Below are 12,336 nucleotides of genomic sequence, written 5' to 3' on the forward strand. Positions count from 1 at the left end.
CTGTCGCCAATAGCGATGGAGCAAAAAGCGGCATAAAACGCCGTAACCGGTGTCTGGTATTACTTGACCAGTTCAGCTTGCTCGCGAAGGCGTCATGTCAGCCTGAACAGTTATTACCTGATACACCGCTTTCGCGAGCAAGCCCGCTCCCACAGTTGCAATGCATTCCCCTGCCGCCGCTGTTACAGGCTGTGATCTTTTGCTCTGGATGTTTGCAATAACCCCATGGGCGGTTAAGGTTCGTGCAGGTTTATCACCCCCACGAGTCTTCAATGTTCAACCGCTCCCTCGATAAGATTTGCGCCAGTCTGCTGCTGGCCGCCGCTGCCTTGCCGGCACACGCCAATTGGTATCTGGACGGCGAGTCTTCACGGCTGTCGTTCGTCAGCACGAAAAACGCCAACGTGTCCGAAGTGCAGCGCTTTCTGGTGCTGCACGGCAAAGTCGACCCCAACGGTCGCGCCGAAGTCGAAGTCGAGCTGGACTCGATCAACAGCGGCATCCCGCTGCGCGATGAGCGCATGCGCAAGGAGCTGTTTCAGATCGAGCAATTCCCCGACGCAACCATCACCACCCAGATCGACCTGCGTCCGATCAACGATCTGGCCCCCGGTGCGCAGCTGGAGCTGCGCCTGCCGCTGACCGTCAATCTGCACGGCAAACAGCACGAATACCCGGCCGAGTTGCTGGCTACGCGCCTGGATGACCGGCGCTTTCAAGTGGTGACACTGGAGCCGCTGGTGATCAATGCCGAGGATTTCGACCTCGCGCCAGGTCTGGAGAGTCTGCGTAAACTGGCCGGGCTGTCGGCCATCAGTCTGTCGGTACCGGTGGGTGCGGTGCTGATCTTCACGGCGCGCTGACGTGCGCGGTGCAGTGTTCCCTTGGCGCGACGGCAACCGTTTCGAATTGCTGATCGACGGCCCGCAGTTTTTTCCGCGAATGCTCGAGCACATCGCGGGCGCCAAAGAGCAGATCGAACTGGAGCTGTACCTGGTCGAGGCCGGCGCCTGTGCCGACACCATCGTCCAGGCGCTGGTGCTGGCGGCTGAGCGCGGTGTGCGCGTGCGTTGCCTGTTCGATGATTACGGCAGCCTCGCATTCACCCTCACATTGCGTCAGCGCCTGATGCAAGCAGGGGTGGAGCTGCGTTTCTACAATCGCTTGAGCTGGCGGCGCTGGGTCGGCAATTTCTATCGGGATCACCGCAAATTGCTCCTGGTCGATCAGTGCCTGGCGGTGGTCGGCGGCACTGGCGTTACCGATGAGTTCTGGACGCCGGGCTTTGATGTCAGCGAGTGGCACGAAGTGATGGTCGAGATCCGCGGCCCGTTGGTGATCGATTGGCAATTGCTGTTTGATCGGCAATGGATCGCCAACCGTTATCGCCGCGCCTGGCGCCCGGCCGCGCATTTCGGTTTGCCGCGTCTGCCGCGCGTGCCGGAAAAGGGCGAGGGCATGGGCCGTGTTGCCTACGCCGACGCCCGCCAGCACCGTGACATTCTGCAATCGCTGTCGCGTGCCTTGAACAGCGGCCAGCAGCGCATCTGGATGGCCACGCCGTATTTCCTGCCGACCTGGAACGTCCGCCGCTCCCTGCGCAAGGCCGCTGCCCGCGGCGTCGACGTGCGTTTGCTGCTGACCGGGCCGCGCACCGATCATCCGTCGGTGCGTTACGCCGGCCATCGTTATTACCCGCGCCTGCTCAAGGCCGGGGTGCAGATCTTTGAATACCAGCCGTGCTTTCTGCACTTGAAAATGGTGCTGGTGGACGATTGGGTGAGCATCGGTTCCTGCAACTTCGATCACTGGAACCTGCGCTTCAATCTGGAGGCAAATCTGGAGGCGCTGGATCCGCCCCTGACGGCGGCGGTCGAGGCGAGCTTCGTCAAGGATTTCGCCCTCAGTCAGCAGGTGAGTCTGGAAGAGTGGCGGCGCCGGCCGTTGTGGCGGCGGGTCAAGCAGCGGGTGTGGGGATGGGTGGATCGGCTGGTGGTCAACATCCTCGACCGCCGCGGGTAGCCGTTAATTCAAAGACACCGAAGTCCAATGTGGGAGGGGGCTTGCTCCCGAAGGCGGAGTGTCATTCAGCATGGATTTAGCTGATGCACCGCCTTCGGGAGCAAGCCCCCTCCGACATGGTTTTGTGCTGTTCCCCGGATTACAGCAGTTCAAAACTCTGCTGCGTCACCGCCTGCGAATCCAGGCCGATCTGCACGTTGAACTTGCCAGGCTCGGCCGCGTACTTGAGCTGGGCGTTATAGAACTTCAAGTCATCCTCGGTGATGGTGAAGTGCACGACTTTCTGTTCGCCGGCCTTGAGCATGATTTTCTGGAAGTTCTTCAGTTCCTTGACCGGGCGGATCATCGAGCCGGTGACGTCCTGAATGTACAACTGCACCACGGTTTCGCCATCACGCTTGCCGGTGTTCTTGACCATGACGCTGGCGTCGAGCTTGCCGGTGGCGTTCAGGGTGGTCGACGACAGCGCCATGTCGCTCAGGGCGAAGGTGGTGTAGCTCAGGCCATAACCGAACGGAAACAGCGGGCCGGTCGTGTCATCGAAATACTGTGAGGTGTAGTTGCCCGGCTTGCCCGGGGTGAACGGCCGGCCAATGCTCAGGTGATTGTAGTAAGTCGGAATCTGGCCCACGGAGCGCGGGAAGGTCACCGGCAGTTTGCCCGACGGGTTGTAGTCACCGAACAGCACGTCGGCAATGGCGTTGCCGCCCTCGGTGCCGCTGAACCAGGTTTCCAGAATGGCGTCGGCGGACTGGTTCTCTTCAAGAATGGTCAGCGGGCGGCCGTTCATCAACACCAGCACCAGCGGCTTGCCGGTGGCTTTCAGCGCGCGGATCAACTCGCGCTGGGTTTCCGGGATGTTCAAGTCGGTACGGCTGGATGATTCGTGGGACATGCCACGGGACTCGCCAACGGCAGCCACGATCACGTCAGCGTCTTTCGCGGCTTTCACTGCTTCGTCGATCAGCACGCTGGCCGGGCGCGGGTCATCGACGACTTCCGGCGCATCGAAGTTGAGGAAGTTCAGGTAGTCGAGGACCTTCTTGTCGCCAGTGATGTTGGCGCCACGGGCGTAGATCAGGTTGGCCTTGTTGCCGATCACTGAACTCATGCCGTCAAACAAAGTGACCGATTGCGCCGGACGCCCGGCGGCCGCCCAACTGCCCATCATGTCGATCGGCGCCTTGGCCAACGGGCCGACCAGCGCGACTTTCGCGGTTTTCTTCAGTGGCAGGGTTTCATTCTGGTTCTTCAGCAGCACCAGGCTGCGACGCGCTACCTCGCGCGCTTCGGCGCGGTGCAGGCGGCTTTCGGCGTAGGTGTCGGCCGGATCATCTTCAGCCTTGCCGATGCGCAGATACGGGTCCTTGAACAGGCCCATGTCGTACTTGGCTGCAAGCACCTCGCGCACGGCGTTGTCGATGTCCTTCTGCTCGATGTCACCGGACTTGAGCAGCCCCGGCAATTCTTTGCCATAGAGGGTGTCGTTCATGCTCATGTCGATGCCGGCCTTGATCGCCAGCTTCGCCGCTTCCCGACCGTCGCGGGCGACGCCGTGCTTGATCAGTTCAAAGATGGCGCCGTGGTCGCTGACCGCCAGGCCCTTGAAGCCCCAATCCCTGCGCAGCAGGTCGTTCATCAGCCAAGTGTTGGCCGTGGCCGGAATGCCGTTGATCGAATTCAACGCCACCATCACGCCACCGGCGCCGGCATCGATCGCGGCGCGGTAGGGCGGCAGGTAATCCTGGTACATCTTCACCGGGCTCATGTCCACGGTGTTGTAGTCGCGACCGCCTTCAACCGCGCCGTACAGGGCGAAGTGCTTGACGCTGGCCATGATGCTGTCGGCCGCGCTCGGGGTCTGGCCCTGATAGGCCTTGACCATGACGCTGGCAATGCGCGAGGTCAGGTAGGTATCTTCACCAAAACCCTCGGAACTGCGGCCCCAGCGCGGATCGCGAGAGATATCGACCATCGGCGCAAAGGTGATGTCGAGGCTGTCGGCGGCAGCTTCTTTGGCGGCAACGCGGCCGGACTGGCCGATGGCGTCCATGTCCCAGCTCGACGCGAGGGCCAGCGGAATCGGGAAAATCGTACGGTGACCGTGGATCACGTCGTACGCAAAAAACATCGGGATCTTCAGGCGACTGCGCATGGCAGCGTCCTGCATCGGACGGTTTTCGGCACGGGTGATCGAGTTGAAGGTGCCGCCGATGTTGCCGGCGGCAATTTCCTTGCGGATCAGCTCGCGGGGCATTTCCGGGCCGATGCTGATCAGGCGCAACTGGCCGATTTTTTCATCGAGGGTCATCTGCTTCATCAGGTTGCTGATGAAGGCGTCCTTGTTTTCCAGAGGAACCGGGGTCGTGGCGGCCAGTACCGGGTGACTGGCCAGGCTGACGAGCAGGCCCAGCAAACACAGCTTCTTCATGAATTTCTTCTCAAGGGCCCAAACGGTGATGTAACACCGGCCAGCCAAAATGTAGGGAGCGACTATTGTTGTTCGGGTGCCGGCGCAAAATAGCCGAGCCAAAAACCACCGCCGACAGCGGCGGGGTGAACGTGAAGGGCACTTTTTAGCCCATTCACCCGTCGCATGCCAGTGGCGGCGCCGATTATGCCCCAACCGCCGGCCGGGAATGTCCAGCGCTCGGTTTTTAAATCAAATGTGCCATGGAGCATTACTGCAATGACTATCAGTCCAACCAATCGTTCACGGTTACAGATCGCGACTTTGCTGGTGTTCGCCACGCTGTTGACCGCGTGCGGCATCAACAATATCCCGACCCTCGACGAACAGGCAAAAGCCGCGTGGGGCCAGGTGCAGAACCAGTATCAGCGCCGTGCCGACCTGATCCCCAATCTGGTGGAAACGGTGAAAGGCTATGCGGCCCACGAGCAGGAGACCCTGACCGCGGTGATCGAAGCCCGGGCCAAGGCCACATCGATCCAGGTCGATGCCAGCACCCTCGACAATCCCGAGAAGCTCAAGCAGTTCCAGCAGGCCCAGGATCAACTGACCGGTGCGTTGAGCCGCTTGATGGTGGTCTCCGAGCGTTATCCGGACCTGAAGGCCAACCAGAACTTCCTGGCCCTGCAATCGCAACTCGAAGGCACGGAAAACCGCATTGCCGTGGCGCGTCGCGATTTCATTCTGGCAGTGCAGAAATACAACACCGAGATCCGTACCTTCCCCGGTCGCCTGTGGCACAGCGTGATGTACAGCGATCTGCCAATGCGCGAAACCTTCGAAGCCACCACGCCCGGCGCGGAAAAGGCCCCGGAAGTGAAGTTCTGACTCGAGGTTGCCCATGCGTGTGTTGAAACTGGGCCTGGTGCTGATGCTGTGGCTGTTCGCCGTCAGCGCCCGGGCCGAATTGACGTTCCCGGCGCTGAGCGGGCGCGTGGTCGATCAGGCGCAGATGCTCGAGCCGTCGGTGCGCGCGCAACTGAGCCAGCAATTGCAGGCCCACGAACAGGCCACTGGCGAGCAATTGGTGGTGGTCACGGTGCCGGACCTGCAAGGCACCCCCATCGAGGATTTTGGCGTTCAACTGGGGCGGCATTGGGGCATCGGCCAAAAGGACAAAAACAACGGCGCCCTGCTGATTGTCGCCCGTGACGAGCGCAAACTGCGCATCGAAGTCGGTTATGGTCTGGAGGACCGGCTGACCGATGCGCAATCGTCGGTGATCATTCATCAGGTCATCACGCCGGCGTTCAAGGCCGGCAATTTCAACAAAGGCATCAGCGACGGCGTCGCGGCGATGCTCGTGGTGCTGGGCGGCAATCCGCTAGACGAGCCGTCGACCGTGTATGAATCCAGCGGCGACCCGGCCGATGATTTCATCTCGCGGCATCCGGCGCTGTTCATGTTTTTGGTGATGTTGTTCATCCTGACGGTGTTTGTCTGCCAGATGCTCGGTATCCTGCCTGCCGGTCGTGGCGGCTCCGGGGGAGGGGGTGGTTTTGGCGGTGGCGGTTTTGGCGGCGGAGGCGGAGGCGGGGGCTTCAGCGGCGGCGGGGGCAGTTTTGGCGGCGGCGGTTCGTCCGGCGGCTGGTGACATCAAAAGAATAATGAGCAGGCACTTTTCGACATGGCATTACTGACTGAACACGAACAACGCAAAGTCGCCGAGGCGATTGCCCGGGTCGAGCGCGACACCGACGCCGAACTGGTCACGGTACTCGCTGCCCGCGCCGACGACTATGCGTACATTCCGCTGCTGTGGGCCAGCCTGTTGGCGCTGGTGTTGCCCGGCATCGTCCATTACCTCACTGGCTGGCTGACCCTGCGCAGCCTGCTGCTGGTGCAGTGGGGCATGTTCATCGTGCTGTGCCTGTTGTTTCGCCTGCCCAGGATCACCACTCACCTGGTCCCGCGCCGCGTACGCCATTGGCGTGCGTCGAACCTGGCGCGGCGGCAGTTCCTTGAACAGAACCTGCACCACACCGCTGGCGGCACCGGCATGCTGATTTTTGTCTGCGAGGCTGAGCGGTATGTCGAGATTCTGGTGGATGAGGGGATTTCCAAGCGGCTGGATAACAGCAACTGGGACGCGATTGTCGCAGCGTTTACCGAACAGGTCCGGCAGGGCCGCACGCTGGAAGGGTTTGTGACGTGTGTGGAGGCGTGTGGTGAGTTGTTGAAGGTGCACGTGCCGGTGACGCAGATGCGCAATGAATTGCCGAATCGGTTGGTCGTCCTCGGCTGATTTTCCCGGACTCAGCAATTCCTTGTGGCGAGGGGATTTATCCCCGTTGGGCTGCGAAGCGGCCCCATGCGGTGTATCAGTGAAACCCAGTATTCAGGTGTGGCGACTGCTCCGCAGCCGAACGGGGATAAATCCCCTCGCCACAGGGTTCGGTGTCATGGATTCTGCCGTTGGGTAAATAAGAGGGTGTCCCCAACTCCCATCCCCCCTAAAATACCCGCCATTCCCGATTCCGCCCGTCCGAGGCCGCTTGTCCATGTCCGTTTCCGCTCCTTCCGCGCCGCCCGCCAAACCGGCCGCCGATCACCACGCCCAGTTCATCGAACTGCTGCAAACCAGCCTCGACGACGGCGGTTTCATCAAAATGGTGCTAGCCAAATATGTTGGTGAAGAGACGGATCTGCAGCGGATCATCATCAAGCCGGTGACGGTCAAGGCGCAGCCGTGCCTGTCCTTCGTCTACCGATACAGGACCCGCGACATCACCAAGAATCTGGCGTTGAGCGAAGGCGTGGCGACGATTGCCGGGCTGGTGCCGGAGGCCTTTAAAAATGCGCATTTACTGGCCGTGAGCGATGAAGCCCAGCTCGAATACAGCAAAAAGGGCAAATCTTCACTGTTCAAAAGCAAACCTCAGCAATTGCGCGAAGCACCGTCCGCCGAGCACAACCGCGAGAAAAACCGTTTCCTCGAACTGAGCCGCCCCTTCCTCAAAGACCTCGGCGTGACCAATGCGCAGCACGAGCTGATCCCGGCGATGTCGCGCAAATGGAAGCAGATCAACAAATTCATCGAAGTGTTCAGCCACGCGCTGACCTCGTCGCCACTGGCGCTGGACAAACCGGTGCGGGTTGCGGATTTCGGCTCGGGCAAGGGCTATCTGACGTTCGCCATTCACGACTATCTGCGCAACACCCTCAAGGCCGAGGGCGAAGTCACCGGTGTCGAGCTGCGCGAAGAAATGGTCAACCTGTGCAACGCGGCGGCGGCGAAGCTGGAGCACCCGGGCCTGGTGTTCAAGTGTGGCGATGTGCGCACGGTGGCGCCGAGTCAACTGGACGTGATGATCGCGCTGCACGCCTGCGATATCGCCACGGACTACGCGATCCACACGGGCATCCGTTCGGGCGCGTCGATCATCATGTGTTCGCCGTGCTGTCACAAGCAGATCCGCTTGCAGATCCAGAGCCCGGCGCTGCTCAAGCCGATGCTGCAATACGGCCTGCACCTGGGCCAGCAGGCGGAAATGGTCACCGACAGCCTGCGCGCACTGTTCCTTGAAGCCTGTGGGTACGAGACCAAGGTGTTCGAGTTCATCTCGCTGGAACACACCAACAAGAACAAGATGATTCTCGCCGTGAAACGCGCCGATCCGGTCGATCCGACGCAGCTGCTGACGAAAATCGAAGAACTCAAGGCGTTTTACCACATCAGCGAACATTGCCTGGAAACCCTTCTGCGCGCCGACGGCTATCTGGCCTGATTCACCGCCGAACCTTGTGGGAGGGGGCTTGCTTGCGAATGCAGCATGTCAGCCAACGAAGATGCTGGATGTGATGCCGCCTTCGGGAGCAAGCCCCCTCCCACATTCTGAAATGCAACTCTCTGTGGGAGCGAGCCTGCTCGCGAAGAGGCCGGTACAGGCGACAGATAGCCCGGACTGGTCTTTACTCTGAAGCGCGAAACCTCTCATTCGCCAGGAGAAACCAGCATGTCCGGATGGTACGAAGTGAGTAAAAGCGGCAACGGCCAATTCAGGTTCGTGTTGAAAGCGGCCAATGCCGAAACGATTCTGACCAGCGAGCTGTACACCACGCGCGCCGGGGCCGATGGCGGTATTGCCTCGGTGCAGACCAACAGCGCGGTCGATGAACGTTACGAGAAAAAGTCGACCAAGGATGGCCATCCTTACTTCAATCTTAAGGCGGCCAACCACGAGGTCATCGGCAGCAGCGAGGCGTATTCATCGCAGGCGGCGTGCGATAAAGGCATCGCCAGCGTGAAAGCGAACGGTGCAACGAAGACGATCAAGGACAAGACGCTGCCGGTGCTCTGAGTCCACCACTTCCCTTGTAGGAGTGAGCCTGCTCGCGATAAAGCCATCAGATCCAGCACAGATGTCGCCTGCCGGACCGCTATCGCGAGCAGGCTCACTCCTACAGTTGCAAAGCACTCCATTGTGGGAGCGAGCCTGCTCGCGAAGGCACCAGTCCGGCCAACATCAAACCTCAACCGGCACGGACAGCTTTGGATCGCCCAACGCATGGCTCTTGGCATCAAAAAACCGCAACTCGACCCCGGTACCGTCGAACACGTTGCTGTAATGGCGCTTCTGATGCTGGATGAACGCTGCACTGCGCGGGTAAATCGAGATCGCCACGGTTGCAGGTTTCGCCAACCGCAGTGCCCGCACCAGATGCGCATCCTGCTCGCCAAGCGCATGGCCGAAGACGCACAGGTTGCCGCCGTGTCCCAACAACTGCTCATAACAGAACGACAGATAATCCGAGCTGCGGATGGTCTTGAGCTTGTCGGCACTGGGCCCTTCGGTGACGAACAGCGGCACGTCATCCAGCGTCTTGAGGGTGTTGTTGATCGCAAAGCTGCCGAGCAGCGTGCCCTCGGTGGACGTCAGTTTGCGCGCGGTGCCATCCTGATTGCGTACCAGATGCAGGCCGCCGTGCAGGTACAGCAGGCGTGGTTTGTTCGTGTCCGTCTGGGTTAAATCGAAACTCGCGTTCGCACCGTTGAACAGGTCGTCGATGGCCTCGCTCTGGTGTTGCAGCGCCCAGTAATTGAGCAGATCGTAATTGGTGGTGAACACCGTGCGATAGCGTGCCAGTTCTTCGTTCAGCGTCGCCAATGTCGAAGCTTTCACCAGTCGCCACGGAATGTGCACCGCGTGCACGGTGTTGATCAGTGCTTCCTTGATCGCGTAGTAACGGTTGCGCGGTGCCGCCGAGCTGACGGCGAGGGCCTTGTTGACCCGACTGGTGGTTTTCAGCGCGCCCAGTACTTGCTCGAAGCTACGCGTCTGCAGTGCATCGAATACCGCCAGTTCCGACGGGCTCAGGGGTTTCTCTTCAACAGTGCGGGCGTTTTCGAACAGCGAGTCGTAGCCGAAGTCATCCCACACCGCGCGGCTGGCGCCGTTGCCCACCAGCAAAGCGCTGAAGTCGGTTGCTGTGCGCAGGGCGTTCCAGTCTTCGAGGGTGGCGTCGACATTGAGGAAATCGGTCATTACGTGGGCGGTCTCAAAACGAAGGGCAGATGGACGGCGACTTTATCACGAGCCGCCATTGAGCCAGATCAACATCCGTCGTGACTGATCGGTCGATGCTGTGCCTGTCCGCCGGCTAGCAGCAGTCGAACCGGCCCCCCGTCAGGAGATGCGCGCATGACCAGCACCTTTTTTATCCCGGCCGTCAACATCATGGGCAACGGCTGCCTCGACGAAGCCATGATTGCGATCCGTAACTACGGTTTCCACAAGGCGCTGATCGTGACCGACGTCGGCCTGGCGAAGGCCGGAGTCGCCGCCAGGATCGCGGAGAAACTGGCGATGCAGGACATCGACTCGGTGATTTTCGACGGTGCCAAACCGAACCCGAGCATCGCCAATGTCGAGATGGGGCTGGGGCTGCTCAAGGAGAGTCGCTGCGATTTCGTCGTGTCGCTGGGCGGCGGCTCGCCCCACGATTGCGCCAAAGGCATCGCCCTGTGCGCGACCAATGGTGGGCAGATTCGCGATTACGAGGGCGTCGATCGGTCGAGCCAACCGCAGCTGCCGCTGATCGCCATCAACACCACCGCCGGCACCGCCAGCGAGATGACCCGCTTCTGCATCATCACCGACGAATCGCGCCACGTGAAAATGGCCATCGTCGACCGCAATGTCACGCCGCTGCTGTCAGTCAACGACCCGCAATTGATGGTCGCCATGCCCAAGGGCCTGACCGCCGCCACCGGTATGGACGCCCTGACGCACGCCATCGAAGCCTACGTCTCGACCGCCGCCAACCCCATCACCGATGCCTGCGCCTTGAAGGCCATGACGCTGATCAGCAACAACCTGCGCCTGGCCGTGCGCGACGGCAGCGACCTCGCAGCGCGGGAGAATATGGCCTATGCGCAGTTCCTCGCGGGCATGGCGTTCAACAACGCATCCCTCGGATTTGTCCACGCGATGGCGCACCAGTTGGGCGGCTTTTATGACCTGCCCCACGGCGTGTGCAACGCCGTGCTGCTGCCCCATGTCCAGACATTCAACGCGTCGGTCTGTGCCGACCGACTGACCGACGTCGCCCATGCCATGGGCGCTGACATCCGCGGCTTCAGCGCCGAAGAGGGCGCGCAAGCGGCGATCAACGCCATCCGCAGCCTGGCCAAAGACGTCGAGATCCCCGGCGGCTTGCGTGAACTGGGCGCCAAGCTCAGTGACATCCCGGTGCTCGCCGCCAATGCCTTGAAGGACGCCTGCGGACTGACCAATCCACGGGCGGCGGATCAGCGCCAGATCGAGGAGATTTTCCGCAACGCGTTTTGAGACCGGCACAGCGCGAGCGAACGGCGTTATCCTCGCCGTTCGTTCGCGCCACTACCGCCGAGTCTTTCCATGCTGCAAAAAAGCCTGATCCGCCGCCTCGACCTGATCACTCTGCAACTGTTCGTCGCCGTCCACGAAGAAGGCACGCTGACCCGTGCGGCTGCGCGCGAAGCCATCGCCGTGTCGGCAGCGAGCAAGCGCCTGATGGAATTGGAGCAGGCGCTGGGCATCGCTCTGTTCGTGCGTCAGGCCAAAGGCATGCTCCTCACGCCGGCCGGTGAAACGCTGCTGCACCATGCGCGACAGATGCTTTTCAACGTGGAGAAGATGGGCCTGGAACTGGGCGAGCACAGCCACGGTGTGCGCGGTTATGTGCGCATGCTGGCCAATCTTTCAGCGATCATTCAGTTTCTGCCCGAAGACTTGCGCGACTTCTCGGCGCAGCATTCGCAGGTCAAGACCGACCTTGAAGAGCGCCCCAGTGCCGGGGTGATTCAGGGTGTACTCGATGGCGTCGCGGACCTCGGCATCTGCTCCGACGACAGCGATACCAAAGGCCTGCACAGCGCGTTGTATCGCCAGGACAAACTGGTGGTGGTGATGCTGCCCGAGCATCCGTTGGCTACGCGCGAATCGGTGGCCTTCGGCGAAACCCTCGGTAGCGACTACGTTGGTTTGCACGCGGCCAGTTCGATCAACATGCGCACCCACGCGGCGGCACGGCAGGCCGGCAAGGTCCTGCGCATTCGCATTCATGTGCCGGGATTCGATGCGGTCTGCCGGATGGTTCAGGCGAACATGGGCATCGGCATTCTGCCGCAGCGTGCCTACGACTTGTTTGGTCAGGCGCTGGGGTTGCGGGCGGTGCCGCTGACGGATGCCTGGGCGGATCGAACCTTGATCATAGTGGTGCGCGATGAGGCGGGGTTGTCGCCGGTGAGCCGGATGTTGTTTGAGCATTTGCGAGCACAAGGCTCTTGATCTCGATTGATTGAGCCGGCCTCTTCGCGGGCAAGCCCGCTCCCACAGTTTCCAGCGAGGATGCAAATTGTG

The 12,336-nt window shown here is 61.1% G+C and carries 11 protein-coding genes and 1 pseudogene; 10 read left to right on the top strand and 2 right to left on the bottom strand.

All coding sequences use genetic code 11. The annotated features are described in order from the left end of the window. The 3 genes and pseudogenes from HU755_RS27490 to HU755_RS16000 all read left to right on the top strand — a co-directional run. A pseudogene (locus tag HU755_RS27490) lies at nucleotides 1-221 on the top strand (hypothetical protein); the annotation flags it as partial. A gap of 51 nt (nucleotides 222-272) precedes the next feature. After that, nucleotides 273-863 (top strand): YceI family protein, encoded by a 591-nt coding sequence (locus HU755_RS15995; protein WP_186552098.1) that lies wholly within the window; start codon nucleotides 273-275, stop codon nucleotides 861-863. 1 nt (nucleotide 864) lies between these two features. Beyond that, the gene (locus tag HU755_RS16000; protein WP_186634341.1) at nucleotides 865-2,022 is read left to right on the top strand and encodes a phospholipase D-like domain-containing protein; all 1,158 of its coding nucleotides are present in this window, start codon (nucleotides 865-867) and stop codon (nucleotides 2,020-2,022) included. Nucleotides 2,023-2,161: 139 nt separating this feature from the next. Here the strand turns inward: HU755_RS16000 and bglX are convergent, their stop codons facing one another. After that, complete coding sequence (bglX, locus tag HU755_RS16005) at nucleotides 2,162-4,453, bottom strand: beta-glucosidase BglX (protein WP_186634344.1); 2,292 nt, start codon at nucleotides 4,451-4,453, stop codon at nucleotides 2,162-2,164. Between the two features lie 258 nt (nucleotides 4,454-4,711). Here bglX and HU755_RS16010 point away from each other — a divergent pair, with 258 nt between their 5' ends. The 5 genes from HU755_RS16010 (at nucleotide 4,712) to HU755_RS16030 (ending at nucleotide 8,793) form a co-directional block, all read left to right on the top strand. Further along, nucleotides 4,712-5,320, top strand: a complete 609-nt coding sequence (locus tag HU755_RS16010; RefSeq protein ID WP_186552101.1) for a LemA family protein — start codon at nucleotides 4,712-4,714, stop codon at nucleotides 5,318-5,320. Nucleotides 5,321-5,333: 13 nt separating this feature from the next. Further along, a complete protein-coding gene (locus HU755_RS16015) occupies nucleotides 5,334-6,086 on the top strand; it encodes a YgcG family protein (RefSeq protein WP_186634347.1) in 753 nt (250 codons plus the stop codon). Between the two features lie 33 nt (nucleotides 6,087-6,119). Next, nucleotides 6,120-6,737, top strand: a complete 618-nt coding sequence (locus tag HU755_RS16020; RefSeq protein ID WP_186621076.1) for a TPM domain-containing protein — start codon at nucleotides 6,120-6,122, stop codon at nucleotides 6,735-6,737. A 256-nt stretch (nucleotides 6,738-6,993) separates the two neighbouring features. Further along, a complete protein-coding gene (locus HU755_RS16025; RefSeq protein WP_186634350.1) occupies nucleotides 6,994-8,220 on the top strand; it encodes an SAM-dependent methyltransferase in 1,227 nt (408 codons plus the stop codon). A gap of 228 nt (nucleotides 8,221-8,448) precedes the next feature. Continuing rightward, nucleotides 8,449-8,793: a YegP family protein gene (locus HU755_RS16030; RefSeq protein ID WP_186621072.1), complete on the top strand. Its 345-nt coding sequence runs from the start codon at nucleotides 8,449-8,451 to the stop codon at nucleotides 8,791-8,793. Nucleotides 8,794-8,958: 165 nt separating this feature from the next. Here the strand turns inward: HU755_RS16030 and HU755_RS16035 are convergent, their stop codons facing one another. Next, on the bottom strand, nucleotides 8,959-9,978 hold the full coding sequence (locus tag HU755_RS16035) for a DUF4917 family protein (RefSeq protein ID WP_186634353.1): 1,020 nt from the start codon (nucleotides 9,976-9,978) through the stop codon (nucleotides 8,959-8,961). Nucleotides 9,979-10,134: 156 nt separating this feature from the next. Between HU755_RS16035 and yiaY the strand changes: the two genes are divergently transcribed. Together yiaY and HU755_RS16045 are read left to right on the top strand one after the other, a co-directional pair. Further along, nucleotides 10,135-11,283 carry an L-threonine dehydrogenase gene (yiaY, locus tag HU755_RS16040; RefSeq protein WP_186634356.1) on the top strand — a complete coding sequence of 383 codons (1,149 nt, stop codon included), beginning with the start codon at nucleotides 10,135-10,137 and terminating at the stop codon, nucleotides 11,281-11,283. A gap of 69 nt (nucleotides 11,284-11,352) precedes the next feature. After that, nucleotides 11,353-12,264 (top strand): LysR family transcriptional regulator, encoded by a 912-nt coding sequence (locus tag HU755_RS16045; RefSeq protein WP_186634359.1) that lies wholly within the window; start codon nucleotides 11,353-11,355, stop codon nucleotides 12,262-12,264. Nucleotides 12,265-12,336: the final 72 nt, after the last annotated feature.

This window comes from Pseudomonas sp. SWRI111, assembly GCF_014268555.1.
Classification (GTDB): domain Bacteria; phylum Pseudomonadota; class Gammaproteobacteria; order Pseudomonadales; family Pseudomonadaceae; genus Aquipseudomonas; species Aquipseudomonas hamedanensis.